This is a genomic window from Streptomyces bullii (genome assembly GCF_042657145.1).
In the GTDB taxonomy this organism is placed as follows: domain Bacteria; phylum Actinomycetota; class Actinomycetes; order Streptomycetales; family Streptomycetaceae; genus Streptomyces; species Streptomyces bullii.
Genome location: NZ_JBHSNY010000008.1, coordinates 1 through 15,546, shown reverse-complemented (window position 1 = coordinate 15,546; position 15,546 = coordinate 1). Strand labels below are relative to the sequence as shown.

The following is a 15,546-nucleotide window of genomic DNA, read 5'->3' as shown; positions in this document are numbered from 1 at the left end:
CTTGTCCCCCTCGCGTGGATTACCACTCTCCGGCCCGATTTCAACCCCGTCAATGCACACGGGGAAAGCGACCGTAGACGCTCCGCACAAGGCCCGACTTTCGGTCAGAGGGCCGAGCCTGAAATAGTTCCCCCCGATGTTCGACATCCCTAGACTCCCCATGTCGGGGGCAACTCGGGGGACAACTCAGTGGGGCATGGAGTGCCTGAACTCGTACTCGAAACAAACGGACGGACGTGGACGCTCGATCCGTCCAGGTCTTACAGGCTCGGACGCGATCCGCAGGGGGACGTCGTGTTCGACGACGCCAGGGTCTCCTGGCGGCACGCCACGGTCAGCTTCAACGGCCGCAGTTGGGTCATCGAGGACCACGGCAGCACCAACGGCACGTTCGTGCGGGGCCAGCGGATCCAGCAGTTGGAGATCGGGCCCGGCACCGCTGTGCACCTGGGCAACGCGACCGACGGACCGCTCGTGAACCTCTCCGGCAGCGCGTCCGCCGTCGCCACGCCGCAGAACCAGCCCCAGCAGCAGCCGTACGCCGCTCAGGGCGCCGGCCCCGGCTGGGCCCCGCAGACACCCGCACCGCAGGCACCCGCCCAGCAGGCTCCGCAGGCCGACTGGGAGCAGCCTCGGCAGGCCGCCCCGCACATCCCGCAGCAGCAGGGTCCGGGCGATCAGTACGCGCAGAAGGCGGCCGGTGGTGGCGCGGGGGCGCCGCCGGTCCACGGCGACCGCAGCCCGACCACGTTCCACCAGTTCTCCCTCGGCCGCGTGATGCGCATCGGCCGGGCCCTGGACAACGACCTGGTCGTCTCCGACCTGCAGGTCTCCCGGCACCACGCCGAGTTCCACGCCACGCCCGACGGCCGCATGGAGATCCGCGACCTCGGCTCGCACAACGGCACCTACGTCAACGGCCAGCCGATCGCCAAGGGCGGCTCGCAACTGCTGGGCCCCGCCGACGTCGTCGGTGTCGGCCACTCGACGTTCCGGATCGTCGGCGACCGGCTGGAGGAGTTCGTCGACACCGGTGAAGTGTCCTTCTCCGCCCGCCACCTGACCGTCACGGTCGACGGCGGCAAGCAGATCCTCAAGGACGTCTCCTTCGGCGTCCCCGAGAAGTCGCTGATCGCGGTCATCGGCCCGTCCGGTTCCGGCAAGTCCACCCTGCTCAAGGCGCTCACCGGCTACCGCCCCGCCGACCAGGGCGAGGTGCTGTACGACAACCGCAACCTCTACAAGCAGTTCGCCGAGCTGCGCCAGCGCATCGGTCTGGTCCCGCAGGACGACATCCTGCACAAGGAGCTGACCGTCAAGAAGGCCCTGAAGTACGCGGCCAAGCTGCGCTTCCCGGCGGACACCACGGCCGCCGAGCGCGAGGCCCGCATAGACGAGGTGCTGCGCGAGCTGAAGCTGGACATCCACAAGGAGAAGAAGGTCACCTCTCTCTCCGGCGGCCAGCGCAAGCGCGTCTCCGTGGCCCTGGAACTGCTGACCAAGCCGTCGCTGATCTTCCTGGACGAGCCCACCTCGGGCCTCGACCCGGGCATGGACCGCGACGTGATGCAGCTGCTGCGCGGCCTCGCCGACGACGGCCGCACGGTCCTCGTCGTCACGCACTCCGTGGCCGAGCTGGCGCTGTGCGACAAGCTGCTCGTGATGGCGCCGGGCGGTGCCGTCGCCTACTTCGGCCCGCCCGAGGAGGCGCTGAACTTCTTCGGCTACGACACCTGGGCCGACGTCTTCTCCGCCTTCGAGAACTACCGCGACTACGACTGGGCGGGCCGCTGGAAGGGCTCGCAGCATTACCAGATGTACGCTGCGGACCTCGACGCGGTCGCTCCGCAGTCCGTACAGGTTCCGCCGATGCAGGCGATGCAGCCGCCGAAGCCGCAGAACTGGATGTCGCAGTTCGTCACCCTGGTGCGCCGCTACGTCTCGGTCATCGCCTCCGACCGCGGCTTCCTCGCCCTGATGGTGATCCTGCCGGCCGTGCTCGGCGCGGTGAGTCTGCTCATCGACGCGGACCGGGGCCTGCTGCCCAACTCGCCCAACCCGCGCACCGGCCGGATCATCCCGAACGGCACCGCCACCACGGTCCTGCTGATCCTCGCGGTCGGCGCCTGCTTCGCGGGCGCTGCGAACTCCGTACGAGAACTGATCAAGGAGCGGGTCATCTACGAGCGGGAGCGCGCCACCGGCCTGTCCCGCTCGGCGTACCTGATGTCCAAGGTGTTCGTGCTCGGTGTGATCACCGTGCTGCAGGGCCTGCTGGTCGGCGTCATCGGCTTCGCCAGCCGGGAGATCCCCGAAGAGGGCCTGATCCTCGGCGGCGCCACGCTCGTCGAGCTCTCCCTGCCGATCATGGCGCTGGGCTTCACCTCGATGATGTTCGGCCTGATCATCTCCTCGCTGGTCAAGACGGCCGAGAAGACCATGCCGCTGCTGGTCATGTTCGCGATCACCCAGGTCGTGTTCACGGGCTGTCTGTTCATCCTGCACGGCTCGATCGGCGTCAACCAGTTCTCGTTCCTGATGCCGTCGCGCTGGGCGGTGGCCGCCGCGGGGGCCACGCTGGACTTCAACAAGATCAGCCCGCCGGAGACCGCCGGCGACACCGACCCGCTGTGGGACCACACCCTCGGCACCTGGCTCATGGACATGAGCGCGCTGATCGCCCTCGGCGTGATCTGCGGCTTCTTCGTGGCCCGCTTCCTGCGCCGCCACGAGCCCGAGGTCATGCGCAAGTGAGCGCCTGAGAACGTCCCGAAGGGCGGCACCCGTCAGGAGGGTGCCGCCCTTCGGCGTATCTGCTCGCGAGAGAGGTCCGCGCCGACCTCAGTACGCGCTGTTGACGTTGTCCATGGAGCCGTACTTGTCGGCCGCGTAGTTGCAGGCGGCGGTGATGTTGGCGACCGGGTCGTAGATGTTCCAGGACGTGCCCGGGACGTGGTAGGCCTCGAAGGTCGGCGGGATGACCTGCAGCAGGCCCTTCGACGGGACGCCGTTGATGGCGTTGATGTCCCAGTTGTTGATGGCGTTCGGGTTGCCCGACGACTCGCGCATGATGTTGCGCTTGATCCCGTCGTACGAGCCCGGGATGCCGTGCTTCTTCATGACGTCGAGCGACTCACGGATCCAGCCGTCGAGGTTGTTCGGGTAGGTCTTCTTGGCGGCCTTCTTCGCGGCGGCCTTCTTCAGCTTGGCCCGCTCGGCGGCTCGGCTCGCGGCCTCCTTGGCCTTGCGCTCCTGCTCGGCCTTCTTCTGCGCGGCCTCGGCGGCGGCCTTCTTGGCGGCTTCCGCGGCGGCCTTCTTCGTGGCCTCGGCCTGCTGCTTGGCGAGCTGCTGGGCCTTGATGCTGGCCGTGAGCTGGTCGGCGACGCCGGCCTCGACGCCCTTGATCTGCTGGGAGCTGATCTTCTCGGAGCTGAACGCCACCGCAGCCGCAGGAGCGGCCTCGGTCGTGGTCGTCGACGCGCTGCTGGGCACCGCCGAGAAGCCGAGGGCGGCGGCACCGAGGGTGGCGACACCGGCCATGGCGATCTTGTGGTGACGGGTCAGGGCACGACTGCGAACACGGCTGAGAATGTTCTTGGGCATGGGAGATGGACCTCTTCGAGTAGCGCGGAGGTCGCTCGCCGTCCGGTGGGGACAGAGGGTGCTTCCGGCACAAACGCCGTGGACCGAAACCCACGGCGCTGAGCGACGGGAGCAATTCTTAGCTGGCGCAAAAACGGCAGGCAAAGGTGTGACGTACGAAGCTGGGTAGTGGATCAGGGAAGGGCAAAACGGGGCAGACTGGACCGTCTGCCCCGCTCAAACCGGACGTATCCATCTCCTACGGACGTTCGTACGTGACCTGCGTCCTATGCGCGGGCTCACATCAGGCCCGCGGGAGTCTCACCGCGAGTTGCTGGCGCAATGCGCTGTGTGAGGGTCCTCGCCGGGCAGGACGAGATGCACGTCTCCGAACTCGTGCCACAGGTACCGCCCGCGCAGCGCCTCCGCGTAGCCCCGCTCGATCGCCGCCCGCCCCGCGACGGCCTCCAGCATCAGCAGATGCGAGGCCTGCGGCTGGTGCAGCCCGGTCAGCAGTCCGTCCACCGCCCGCACCCCGCGCTCCGGGGTCACCACCAGATCGGTCCACCCCGCACGCGCGCGTACGACCCCGTCGGCGCCGACCGCCGACTCCACGGCCCGTACGGCCGTGGTCCCGACCGCGATGACGCGGCCGTCTCCCGCCCGCACGGCGTTGATCAGCCGTGCCGACGCCTCCGGTACCGCGAACCGCTCCGGATACGGCGGCTCGTGCGCCTCCGTGGAGGCCACTCCCGTGTGCAGCGTGACCGGCGCGAACTGCACCCCGCGGCTCACCAGCTCCGCCACCATCCGCGCCGTGAAGGGCCGGGCCGCGCTCGGCATCTCCGCACTGCCCGCCCCGTCGGGCGACGGCAGCGCGAACACCGTCTGGTACACCGCCAGCGGCTGGTCCCGCTCGGTGTACGAGTAGCGAATGGGCCGCCCGTGCCCCCGCAGCAGCCCGAGCACGTCCGCCCCGGCCACCCGGGCCCACCACAGCCGCTCACCGCGCGCGTCCAGCGGCTCCTCGACGCTCAGCCGTACGCCCCCGGGAAGGCTCACCTCCGTCCCCGCGTGCTCGCCCGCACGCGCGCGCGTGGTGCCCCTCCCGTCGGGATCCCGCAGCTCCACCGCCCAGCGTCCGTCGTCCCCGCGCGTGGAGAAGTGCACCACCACGCGCGCGTGCCCGATCCGCCCGTCGACGGCGGCCGCCAGCGTGGGGGAGGTGTTGACCACGAGCAGATCCCCGGCCCGCAGCAGCCGCGGCAACTCCACGAACACGTGATGCGACACCTGGGTGCCGCGCGACACCAGCATCCGCACGGCGTCCCGCTCCAGCCCGGGCCCCCGCTGCTCGACCGGCACCCGCGCGGAGAGTTCCTCCGGGATCTGTCTGGGCAGCTCGTCGGGCACGCGCGCGGACGGCTCGTCCGGAACCTGCTCGGGCAGCTCGGCCGGCGCCGACGCGGAGAGTTCGTCCGGGGTCTGCCCGGGCAGCTCGTCGGGCACGCGTGCGGAGAGCTCATCAGGAACCCGCCCGGACAGCCCGTCCGGCACCCGTGCCTTCTTCCGGACGGACCCGGGCGCACTCCCGCCCGTCCGTGGGCTCATCGCCGCCCCTCCAGCAGAGCCGGGGCCCCATAGCGGCCGCTCACCGGACGCTCGTCCAGCAGCCGCAGGAAGGCCGGCACCACATCGGCCGGATCCGGCCGCGGACCGTCGTCGTCCGGTACGGCCGCCGCGTACAGGTCCGTGGCCATGTCCCCGGGATCGACCGCCCAGACCCGCAGCCCCGGCTCCTCCACGCCGAGCACCGCGACGAGCTGGTCAAGGGCCGCCTTGGACGCCCCGTAGCCGCCCCAGGTCTCGTACGCCTCGGCCGCCGCGTCCGAGCTGACGGCGATCACCGTGCCCGCCCGCGCGGCCCTCAGCAGCGGCAGCGCCTCCTGGACCAGCCCCAGCGCCGCCACCAGGTTCACCTCCAGCGCCCGCCGCAACCCCTCCAGGGGCAGCGCCTCCAGCCGTACCAGCGGCTCGGCGCCGAGCGCGCTCGCGTTGTGCACCAGCAGGTCGACACCGCCGAGCCGCCACGCCTCCGCCACCAGTGCGGACCGGTGCCGGGCGTCCGTCACGTCCCCGGGCAGGGCCGCCACGCGCGTGCCGTGCGCGGACACCGCCTCGGCCGCCTCCTTCAGGGCCTCGGCACCCCTGGCGTCGAGCACCAGGTCCCAGCCTCGCGCGGCCAGCGCCCCGGCGAGTGCCCGCCCCAGCCCCTTCGAGGCCCCTGTGATGATCGCAACCGGCATGCCATCCGTCCCCTCGTCGTCGCGCCTCCTGAACGGCGTGCCCTCAACGTAGGAACCAGCGGACACCGGCCGCCTCGGACGCGGGCCGCAAGGCACCGGGTCCCTTGGGCCTACGCCGCACTCCCGGCGACCTCGGACCTAGGCCACGCGACCTCGGTCCGGCGCCCCGCCCGGCAGCCCTGCGACCCGGGACCTGCGCCCTAGGCCCACCGGCGCAGCGGAGGCGGTCACAGGTCCGATCCGCGCTGTCACAGCCCGCCGGTACCGTGAGGACATGAGCCACGGTCCTCGGTCCGGCCTCGCCGCGGTGAGCTCCGCGTTGCTGGCCATGAGCAGGCACCTCGAGGTGCGCGACGTCCTGAAGACGATCGTCGCCTCGGCCCGCGAGCTGCTCGACGCGCAGTACGCCGCCCTCGGCGTCCCGGACGATCACGGCGGTTTCGCCCAGTTCGTGGTCGACGGCGTCAGCGACGCGCAGTGGAAGGCGATCGGCCCTCTGCCGCGCCAGCACGGCATCCTCGCCGCGATGCTCCAGGAGGCCAAGGTCGAGCGCCTTGCCGACGTGCGCAGGGACCCCCGCTTCGAGGGCTGGCCGAGCGCCCACCCCGACCTGGTCGACTTCCTGGGCCTGCCGATCCGCGACGGCGACGAGGTCATCGGGGCCCTGTTCCTGGCGAACAAGAACTGCCCGAAACCTGGCGGCGGATGCGGCTTCACGGCCGACGACGAGGAACTCCTCGGCATCCTCGCCCAGCACGCGGCGATCGCCCTCACCAACGCCCGGCTCTACGAACGCAGCCGCGAACTGACCATCGCCGAGGAACGCTCCCGGCTCGCCCACGAACTGCACGACGCCGTCAGCCAGAAGCTGTTCTCCCTCCGGCTGACCGCCCAGGCCGCCGCCCGCCTGGTGGACCGCGACCCCTCCCGCGCCAAGGGCGAACTCCAGCAGGTGGCGGCCCTGGCCGCCGAGGCCGCCGACGAACTGCGCGCCGCCGTCGTCGAGTTGCGTCCCGCGGCCCTCGACGAGGACGGCCTCGTCGCCACGCTCCGCACCCAGGTCCAGGTCCTCGACCGCGCCCACACCGCGCGCGTGACCTTCGCCGGCCGGGGCGTACGCGCCCTGCCCGCCGCCCAGGAGGAGGCCGTGCTGCGCGTCGCCCAGGAGGCCCTGCACAACGCCCTGCGGCACTCCGGCGCGGAGCACGTCGACGTCACCCTGGACCGCCACGGCTCCGGAGCCGTCCTGCGCGTCACCGACGACGGCTGCGGCTTCGACCCCCAGGCCGTCCGCCGCGCGGGACGCCACCTGGGCCTGGTCTCCATGCGGGACCGGGCGAGCGGCGTCGGCGGCAGCCTGACGGTGGAATCGGCGCCCGGCAAGGGCACCACGATCGAGATGGAGGTCCCCGGTGGCTGACGCAATCAAGGTGCTGCTCGTCGACGACCACCAGGTCGTCCGCCGGGGCCTGCGCACGTTCCTCGAGGTGCAGGACGACATAGAGGTCGTCGGCGAGGCGGCCGACGGAGCTGAAGGAGTCGACCGCGCCGAGGAGTTGAAGCCCGACGTCATCCTCATGGACGTCAAGATGCCGGGCATGGACGGCGTCGACGCGCTGCGCAGACTCCGCGAACTCGACAACCCCGCGCGCGTGCTGATCGTCACCAGCTTCACCGAACAGCGCACGGTGGTCCCGGCCCTGCGCGCGGGCGCCGCAGGCTACGTCTACAAGGACGTCGACCCCGACGCGCTCGCCGGAGCCATCCGCTCCGTCCACGCCGGGCACATCCTGCTCCAGCCCGAGGTCGCCGGCGCCCTGCTGTCCCAGGAGGAGGCCAACTCCGGCCAAGGCAGGGCCGGTTCCCTCACGGAACGGGAACGCGAGGTGCTCGGCCTGATAGCGGACGGCCGCTCCAACCGCGAGATCGCCCGCGCTCTGGTGCTCTCGGAGAAGACGGTCAAGACCCACGTCTCGAACATCCTGATGAAACTCGACCTGGCGGACCGCACCCAGGCGGCCCTGTGGGCGGTACGCCACGGTCTGACCGGCTGACATACCGGTAGTACGGCAATACGGAGCGTCCCGCTCCGCACCGAGATTCATACCGTCGTGGGAATGTCACCCACTTGGCGCACCCTTTCGCGATCTCCGCCGTTCTCCAGTGCGTGCTGCGGCGACTGCCGCGGTCATCACAAGGGAGGGAACAGAAAGTGAAGAAGCTGAAGAAGGCAGCGGCCGTGACGATGGTGGCCGGTGGCCTGCTGGCCGCGGGGGCCGGGATGGCCTCCGCCACCGAGGGCGCGCACGCCGGCGGCTCGACCGCGGGTTCGCCGGGCGTCGCCTCGGGCAACCTCGTCCAGGTCCCGGTGGACGTCCCGGTCAACGTATCCGGCAACAGCGTCAATGTCGTGGGCGTGATGAACCCGGCCTACGGCAACCACGCCGTCAACCACTGACACCACCTCCGTCCCCGAGCCGGAGGTGACGACCGGCCTCCCGGGTTCCCGGGAGGCCGGTCAGGCGCATCGGCCGACAAGCCACGCCCGACGCCAGGCCCCGACGCCAGGCCGATCGGCCCGGGTGGCACGGCACGCGCGACGCCAGGCCGATCGGCCCGGGTGGCACGGCACGCGGGTGCGGCACCCCGGGCGGCCGCACCCGTGATCCCCGAAGCTGTACGACCACGCCAGGGTCGACGGCGCTCACCGGCTGCTTCTGGCGGGTGACGAACCCGCCGGTCCAGCGGCGCAGCAGCTGGGCATGTGTGCCGCTGGATCGGCACGGGTGGGCACGGCACCCGCACCGCCGGACAACGCGACCCACCGCGCCCGGGCAGCAACGGCGAGCACCCAACCGCCCCCGGGCACCAACCCGAGCACCCGCCCACAAACGGTCAGCGAACGCCCCGCTCCCGCTCCTCCACAACGGAGTTGTACGCGGCGACCTGCGCCCGCCGAGCCGTCCGCTCCACCGGCCGCAACGCCTCCCGCCGCGCCGCCATCTCGGAGGCGCTCACCGCACCCCCGTGCCCGTTCTCCGTGGCCAGCGCGATCAGCGCCCCCACCCGCCGAGCCAGCTCCAGCACCCGCACCGCCCGCGGCGGATACCCCGGCGCCAGCACCTCCCGCCCCGGCTCGGCCCGCGCCCGGTACGCGTCGATCGCCGCCTCCGCCACCGGCCCCGACCCGGCCACGTCCAGACGGGTCAGCACCTCGGTCGCCTCCCGCAGCGCCTCCGCCAGCTCCCGCTCGGCCTCACCCAGGGACGGCACATCAGCCGGCGGCGCCTCCCGCACCGGCAGGCAGTGCCACACCACCTCGACATGCACATCGCCCTCGGGCCCGGCCTCGTACACCTCCGGCACCAGCCCGAACGCCGTGCCATAACAGACGACGGCCTCCTCCGCGTCCAGCGCCCGCGCGTTGAACTCCGGCGGCCCGCTCAGCCCCAGCGGATGCCCCGGCGCGGGCAGCGCGACCCGCAGCCCGGTCGTCCCGAGCGTCCGCAGCCGCCCCAGCGCCAGCGTGAGACCGACCGGTCCGGACTCCCCGGGCAGCCCCTCCACCCGGTGCACCGCGTCCTCACCGACGATCGCGACCACAGCGTCATCAGGTGAGACAAGTCCGGCCAAAAGGGCATTTCCCCAAGCGGCGAGGAGCCCAGAGCGTGGTTCCGTGAGCATGCCCCCAGCCTAAGGACCGGACCGATGGAATGGATGAGCCGACCGGTGGCGTAGATTTCGTTGAGGGCTGCGCCCACCGGCGCGGCGGACCGAGCCACAGGCGTACGCGACAGCCGAGACCGGCCACACTGCAAGGGGAGACAACGCGCTCATGAGCGATGTTCTGGAACTTCAGGACGTATCCGTCATCCGTGAGGGCCGAGCGCTGGTGGACCAGGTCTCCTGGTCGGTCAAGGAGGGCGAACGCTGGGTCATCCTCGGCCCCAACGGCGCCGGCAAGACCACCCTTCTCAACCTCGCGTCCACCTACCTCTTCCCCAGCAAGGGCACCGCGTCCATCCTCGGCGAGACCCTCGGCAAGCCCGGCAGCGACGTGTTCGAGCTGCGCCCCCGCATCGGCGTGGCCGGCATCGCCCTGGCCGACAAGCTCCCCAAGCGCCAGACCGTCCTGCAGACGGTACTGACCGCCGCGTACGGCATGACCGCCACCTGGCACGAGGACTACGAGGAGATCGACGAGCAGCGCGCCCGCGCCTTCCTCGACCGCCTCGGCATGAGCGAGTACCTGGAGCGCAAGTTCGGCACCCTCTCCGAGGGCGAGCGCAAGCGCACCCTCATCGCCCGCGCCCTGATGACCGACCCCGAGCTGCTGCTTCTCGACGAGCCCGCCGCCGGCCTCGACCTCGGCGGCCGCGAGGACCTCGTCCGCCGCCTCGGCCGTCTCGCCCGCGACCCCATCGCCCCCTCGATGATCATGGTCACGCACCACGTCGAGGAGATCCCCCCGGGCTTCACCCACGTCCTGATGATCCGGCAGGGCAAGGTCCTCACCGCAGGTCCGCTGGAGCTCGAACTCACCTCCCGCAACCTCTCCCTCTGCTTCGGCCTCCCGCTCGTGGTCGAGCAGGTTGGCGACCGCTGGACCGCGCAGGGCCTCCCGCTGTCCTGAGCCGGCCCGGCACGACCCAAAACCCCGGGTAAGAACGGCATTTCAAACTGATCGGCGCCCTGTCGGCGACAGGGCTCGCGGTCCTACCATGACCATGTGGAAATCGACGCATGGGTGTGGTGGCTGATCGGCGCGGCGGCGCTCGGCATCGGGCTCGTGATCACGGCGATGCCCGAACTCGGCATGCTCGCGGTGGGCGCCGTCGCGGCCGCGGTGGTCTCCGGCCTCTTCGGCGGCGGTGCCGTCGTCCAGGTCGTGACCTTCGTCGTCGTCTCGACCGCCCTCATCGCCGTCGTACGGCCCATCGCGAACAGACATCGCCAGCGCCCCCAACTCGCCACCGGCGTAGACGCATTGAAGGGCAGGCAGGCCGTCGTACTGGAGCGCGTCGACGGCTCCGGCGGCCGCATCAAGCTCGCCGGAGAGGTCTGGTCGGCACGCGCCCTCGACACCGACCGCGCCTACGAAGTGGGCCAGCAGGTGGACGTCGTGGACATCGAGGGAGCCACGGCGATCGTCATGTGACCTCGTACGTCTCAACTGGGCGGAACCGCCCACGAGGTTCACGACGGTCTGTCAGACTCGACGAGCAAGATCTTCTACAGCAAGATCTTCATCAGACATAAGATCTGCCGAGGCGCCGAGGCGGAGAAGGGTACGGGGAGTCGACGATGGAACCGGTCATCATCGTCCTGATCATTCTGGTGGTGTTGGTCTTCATCGCCCTGATCAAGACGATCCAAGTCATCCCACAGGCCAGCGCCGCGATCGTCGAGCGCTTCGGCCGCTACACGCGGACGCTGAACGCGGGCCTGAACATCGTCGTCCCGTTCATCGACACCATCCGCAACCGCATCGACCTGCGCGAACAGGTCGTCCCGTTCCCGCCGCAGCCGGTGATCACCCAGGACAACCTGGTCGTCAACATCGACACGGTCATCTACTACCAGGTCACCGACGCGCGGGCCGCGACGTACGAGGTCGCCAGCTACATCCAGGCGATCGAGCAGCTCACCGTCACCACGCTGCGCAACATCATCGGCGGCATGGACCTGGAGCGCACCCTGACCTCCCGCGAGGAGATCAACGCGGCCCTGCGCGGCGTCCTCGACGAGGCCACCGGCAAGTGGGGCATCCGCGTCAACCGCGTCGAGCTCAAGGCGATCGAACCGCCCACCTCCATCCAGGACTCGATGGAGAAGCAGATGCGCGCCGACCGTGACAAGCGCGCCGCGATCCTCCAGGCCGAAGGTGTCCGGCAGTCCGAAATCCTGCGCGCCGAGGGCGAGAAGCAGTCCCAGATCCTGCGCGCCGAAGGTGAGGCCAAGGCAGCCGCCCTGCGCGCAGAGGGCGAGGCCCAGGCCATCCGCACGGTCTTCGAGTCCATCCACGCCGGCGACCCCGACCAGAAGCTGCTCTCCTACCAGTACCTCCAGATGCTCCCGAAGATCGCCGAAGGCGACGCCAACAAGCTCTGGATCGTCCCCAGCGAGATCGGCGACGCGCTCAAGGGCCTGTCCGGCGCCATCGGCAACTTCGGCCCGATGGGCGGCGGTTCGGGCGGCGGTGGAGCCAACGGCTCCTCCGGCAACGGCACCACGGAACGCCGCGAAAAGCCGTCGATCGACTGACATGCCCTGACAACGCGGTTCCCCGCAGCCACCGGAGGGGCGCGGGGAACCGCGCGACAACCGCACACCACTCGCAGCCGCAGGACGGCCGAACGGGGGGGCAGACGCTAGGCGGCGTTCAGGCTCAGCCAGTCCGGCAGAGCCGCAAAATCGTCCGACGCCAGCGCGAGCAACATCGCATCGGCCGGAGTCGGCTCGAACGGCTGCCGCAGCAACGCCATGCCGGCCTCCTCCGGAGTCCGGTTCGCCTTACGGTGATTGTCCTCCGCACACGCGGCCACCGTGTTCAGCCACGTGTCCTGCCCACCCTTCGACCTCGGCACCACATGGTCCACGGTCGTCGCCCGCCTGCCGCAGTACGCGCACCGGTGCCGGTCGCGGACCAGCACACCCCGCCTGGACCACGGCGCTTGTCTTCGAAAGGGCACCCGTACGTACTGGCAGAGCCTGATCACACGGGGCGCCGGTATGTCGACCGCGGCTCCACGCATCCGCAGTTCGGGATGGGCCTGCTCGACGACGGCCTTGTCCTGCAGCACCAGAACGACGGCTCGGTTCAGCGTCACCGTCGACAGCGGCTCGAAGCTCGCGTTCAGTACCAGCGTGTCCCGCATACCAGCCCACCTCCCGTGTGCCCTGGCCCACCCCTCGGCGGGCTGGGATCAACTCTGGCCGGGCACGCCGGGATGGACAACGCAATATCTGCTGCTCCCACGGGGGGTGACCCCCGCGACCCCCGGCAACAAAAATGCCCGCCTCTGATCAATTCCAAGACCAGAGGCGGGCAAACGTTCCGTGAACCCTGGGATCACCCCAGAGGCCCACTCAGCTTTCGGCGAGCACCTCGTACTCACCGATCAGCTGCGCCCGCGCGATCGTGTGGAACCGCAGGTTGAAGCCGACCACAGCAGGCGTGGCGTCCGCGTCCGGACCGAGCTTGTCCTGGTCCACGGCGTACACCGTGAACACGTACCGGTGCGGCCCGTCCCCGGGCGGCGGCGCGGCACCGCCGAAGTCCTTGCTGCCGTAGTCGTTGCGCACCTGGACGGCGCCCTCCGGCAGCCCCTCGAACTTGCCGCTGCCCGCGCCCGCCGGCAGCTCCGTCACCGAGGCCGGGATGTCGAACACCACCCAGTGCCAGAAGCCGCTGCCGGTTGGGGCGTCGGGGTCGTAGCAGGTCACGGCGAAGCTCTTGGTCTCGTCCGGGAAACCCTCCCACCGCAGCTGCGGCGAGGTGTTGCCCTTCGCGTAGACCTGAGCGTCCTTGAGCGTCACACCCTCCTCGACGTCCTCACTCGTCACCGTGAACGACGGCACGGGCGGGTGGAAGTCGTGGGGGAGCGGCCGCCGCTTGAGCTCGGTCACCTCGGTACCTCCTGATCGGTTCCTTGCGGGGGACTCGAGCCTAGAACCAGTTGCGCTTGCTGCCGACTTCGGCCAGCCACTGGTTCAGGTACGCAGCCCAATCAGTCCCCTGGTAGTCGTTCAGCCCCACGTGGAACGACCGGAAGGTGTCACTGCCCTCGCCGAACAGCCCCGGCTTCTTGTCCATCTCCAGTACGACGTCCATCGCGTGCTCGTCCGCGACGAAGCTCAGCTCGACCTGGTTCAGCCCCCGGTACTGCTGCGGCGGGAAGAACTCGATCTCCTGGTAGAAGGGCAGCTTCTGCCGCGTGCCCCGGATGACGCCGCGCTCCATGTCCGCGTTCTTGAACCGGAAGCCCAGCTGGATGAACGCGTCCAGGATCGCCTTCTGCGCCGGCAGCGGGTGCACGTTCACCGGGTCCAGGTCGGTGGAGTCCACGGCGCGCGCGATCGCCAGCTCCGTCGACACCCCGATGTTCATCCCGCGCAGCGGCTGCCCGTCGATCATGGTGATCGGCGTCTCCCACGGGATGTCCAGGGTGAACGGCACCGCGTGCACCGCGTTCGGCTGCAGCGTGAAGGCACCACCGAGCTGCACCTTGGTGAACTCGATGTCCTGCTTGACCTCCTGGTCGCCGCTCTCGACCTCGACCCGGGCCTGCAGACCGACCGACAGACCCTGGATCTCCTGCTCCACGGACCCGCCCTGGATCCGCACCTCGCCCTGGACGACACCACCCGGCACGACATTGCTCTCGGTCAGCACCGTCTCGACCGAGGCCCCACCGGCCCCCAGACTCGCGAGCAGCTTCTTGAACGCCATGACTCTCCCTATGTGTGGACCCGTACGTCGGAACCCTTGATCCCTACAAACGCGATCCGGCCGTGGCCGGTTCCGTGCCCCACCCTGGCAAGCCGAGCGCCCTCCGGCCACCCCGCCGCGCCACCGGTCTCCAGTACCCTCGGACGGCATGATCGCGACCCCTGACCGTACGCCCCTGCCCAGGGAGTTCTTCGACCGGCCCGTCCTCGACGTCGCCCCCGACCTCCTTGGCCGCATCCTCGTACGCACCACCCCGGACGGTCCGATCGCCCTGCGCCTGACCGAGGTCGAGGCCTACGACGGTCCGAACGACCCCGGCTCCCACGCCTACCGCGGCCGCACGGCCCGCAACGAGGTGATGTTCGGTCCGCCCGGGCACGTCTACGTCTACTTCACCTACGGCATGTGGTTCTGCATGAACCTGGTGTGCGGACCCGAGGGCAGGGCGAGCGCGGTCCTGCTGCGCGCCGGCGAGATCATCGAGGGCGCCGAGCTGGCCCGCACCCGTCGACTCTCGGCCCGCAACGACAAGGAACTGGCCAAAGGCCCCGCCCGTCTGGCGACCGCCCTCGGCGTGGACCGCTCCCTCGACGGCACGGACGCCTGCGCTTCCGGTGATACCCCTCTCCGCATCCTCGCGGGGACCCCCGTGCCCTCCGACCAGGTACGCAACGGCCCGCGCACCGGTGTGGCCGGCGAAGGAGGCAACGGAGACGCACACCCCTGGCGCTTCTGGATCGCCAACGACCCGACGGTGAGCCCCTATCGGGCCCACGTCCCGAGGCGCCGCCGAAGTTGACGCGCCCCCGGAAGGTGCGTAACGTAGCCCGAGCCGCTGAACCGGGTACTGCGATCGTCAGCAGCCGGAGCGGCCAAACCACTACCTACGATCACCCCTCAGCGGGGTCGATTCCGGCGTGCCCGCATGCCTGAATTCGAATCCGCGGAGCCCGATTATGAATCGGGCGGGGGAATCGGCTAGCGTAGTGAATGTCGAAAGGCCGACGGGCAAAAGCCCGAGCCCCACGACAATCCCGCTGACCGGGAATCGGGTCCGAGAGGATCTGATAGAGTCGGAAACACCGAAGGGAAGCGCCTGGAGGAAAGCCCGAGAGGGTGAGTACGAAGGAAGCGTCCGTTCCTTGAGAACTCAACAGCGTGCCAAAAGTCAACGCCAGATATGTTGATACCCCGTCTCCGGCCATT

Annotated in this window: 15 protein-coding genes; 8 read left to right on the top strand and 7 right to left on the bottom strand. The window is 70.2% G+C overall.

What is annotated here, in order from left to right; translation table 11 throughout:
- The first annotated feature begins 201 nt into the window (after nucleotides 1-201).
- Nucleotides 202-2,754 (top strand): ABC transporter ATP-binding protein/permease, encoded by a 2,553-nt coding sequence (locus ACFPZJ_RS22940; RefSeq protein WP_381024717.1) that lies wholly within the window; start codon nucleotides 202-204, stop codon nucleotides 2,752-2,754.
- Nucleotides 2,755-2,841: 87 nt separating this feature from the next.
- On the opposite strand, the gene ACFPZJ_RS22935 is transcribed toward ACFPZJ_RS22940, so the two are convergent.
- The 3 genes from ACFPZJ_RS22935 to ACFPZJ_RS22925 form a co-directional block, all read right to left on the bottom strand.
- Nucleotides 2,842-3,603, bottom strand: coding sequence for a transglycosylase SLT domain-containing protein (locus ACFPZJ_RS22935; RefSeq protein WP_381024714.1), 762 nt, complete (start codon nucleotides 3,601-3,603; stop codon nucleotides 2,842-2,844).
- A gap of 300 nt (nucleotides 3,604-3,903) precedes the next feature.
- Entirely contained in the window at nucleotides 3,904-5,193 is a 1,290-nt protein-coding gene (locus ACFPZJ_RS22930; RefSeq protein ID WP_381024711.1) for an S-adenosylmethionine:tRNA ribosyltransferase-isomerase, read from the bottom strand.
- Entirely contained in the window at nucleotides 5,190-5,888 is a 699-nt protein-coding gene (locus ACFPZJ_RS22925; protein WP_381024709.1) for an SDR family NAD(P)-dependent oxidoreductase, read from the bottom strand. The genes ACFPZJ_RS22930 and ACFPZJ_RS22925 overlap by 4 nt, the downstream gene beginning before the upstream one ends.
- Before the next feature lie 274 nt (nucleotides 5,889-6,162).
- Between ACFPZJ_RS22925 and ACFPZJ_RS22920 the strand changes: the two genes are divergently transcribed.
- The 3 genes from ACFPZJ_RS22920 (at nucleotide 6,163) to ACFPZJ_RS22910 (ending at nucleotide 8,346) form a co-directional block, all read left to right on the top strand.
- Nucleotides 6,163-7,308, top strand: coding sequence for a GAF domain-containing sensor histidine kinase (locus tag ACFPZJ_RS22920; protein WP_381024707.1), 1,146 nt, complete (start codon nucleotides 6,163-6,165; stop codon nucleotides 7,306-7,308).
- On the top strand, nucleotides 7,301-7,942 hold the full coding sequence (locus tag ACFPZJ_RS22915; protein ID WP_381024704.1) for a response regulator: 642 nt from the start codon (nucleotides 7,301-7,303) through the stop codon (nucleotides 7,940-7,942). The genes ACFPZJ_RS22920 and ACFPZJ_RS22915 overlap by 8 nt, the downstream gene beginning before the upstream one ends.
- A 158-nt stretch (nucleotides 7,943-8,100) precedes the next feature.
- Nucleotides 8,101-8,346, top strand: coding sequence for a chaplin (locus tag ACFPZJ_RS22910; RefSeq protein ID WP_381024702.1), 246 nt, complete (start codon nucleotides 8,101-8,103; stop codon nucleotides 8,344-8,346).
- A gap of 437 nt (nucleotides 8,347-8,783) precedes the next feature.
- Here the strand turns inward: ACFPZJ_RS22910 and ACFPZJ_RS22905 are convergent, their stop codons facing one another.
- Nucleotides 8,784-9,572, bottom strand: a complete 789-nt coding sequence (locus ACFPZJ_RS22905; RefSeq protein WP_381024699.1) for a hypothetical protein — start codon at nucleotides 9,570-9,572, stop codon at nucleotides 8,784-8,786.
- Between the two features lie 151 nt (nucleotides 9,573-9,723).
- Between ACFPZJ_RS22905 and ACFPZJ_RS22900 the strand changes: the two genes are divergently transcribed.
- The 3 genes from ACFPZJ_RS22900 to ACFPZJ_RS22890 all read left to right on the top strand — a co-directional run bounded on the left by ACFPZJ_RS22900 (nucleotide 9,724) and on the right by ACFPZJ_RS22890 (nucleotide 12,152).
- Complete coding sequence (locus ACFPZJ_RS22900) at nucleotides 9,724-10,521, top strand: ABC transporter ATP-binding protein (protein WP_381024697.1); 798 nt, start codon at nucleotides 9,724-9,726, stop codon at nucleotides 10,519-10,521.
- A gap of 96 nt (nucleotides 10,522-10,617) precedes the next feature.
- Complete coding sequence (locus ACFPZJ_RS22895) at nucleotides 10,618-11,046, top strand: NfeD family protein (RefSeq protein WP_381024695.1); 429 nt, start codon at nucleotides 10,618-10,620, stop codon at nucleotides 11,044-11,046.
- 146 nt (nucleotides 11,047-11,192) lie between these two features.
- Nucleotides 11,193-12,152: an SPFH domain-containing protein gene (locus ACFPZJ_RS22890; RefSeq protein ID WP_381024692.1), complete on the top strand. Its 960-nt coding sequence runs from the start codon at nucleotides 11,193-11,195 to the stop codon at nucleotides 12,150-12,152.
- Nucleotides 12,153-12,259: 107 nt separating this feature from the next.
- Here ACFPZJ_RS22890 and ACFPZJ_RS22885 read toward each other — a convergent pair whose 3' ends face one another.
- From ACFPZJ_RS22885 to ACFPZJ_RS22875, 3 genes are all read right to left on the bottom strand, one after another.
- A complete protein-coding gene (locus ACFPZJ_RS22885) occupies nucleotides 12,260-12,766 on the bottom strand; it encodes an HNH endonuclease (RefSeq protein WP_381024690.1) in 507 nt (168 codons plus the stop codon).
- 211 nt (nucleotides 12,767-12,977) lie between these two features.
- Nucleotides 12,978-13,517 carry a YbhB/YbcL family Raf kinase inhibitor-like protein gene (locus ACFPZJ_RS22880; protein ID WP_381024687.1) on the bottom strand — a complete coding sequence of 180 codons (540 nt, stop codon included), beginning with the start codon at nucleotides 13,515-13,517 and terminating at the stop codon, nucleotides 12,978-12,980.
- Nucleotides 13,518-13,557: 40 nt separating this feature from the next.
- A complete protein-coding gene (locus ACFPZJ_RS22875; RefSeq protein WP_381024685.1) occupies nucleotides 13,558-14,340 on the bottom strand; it encodes a sporulation protein in 783 nt (260 codons plus the stop codon).
- Between the two features lie 148 nt (nucleotides 14,341-14,488).
- On the opposite strand from ACFPZJ_RS22875, the gene ACFPZJ_RS22870 reads away from it, so the two are divergent.
- Nucleotides 14,489-15,139, top strand: coding sequence for a DNA-3-methyladenine glycosylase (locus ACFPZJ_RS22870; protein ID WP_381024683.1), 651 nt, complete (start codon nucleotides 14,489-14,491; stop codon nucleotides 15,137-15,139).
- Nucleotides 15,140-15,546 lie beyond the last annotated feature (407 nt).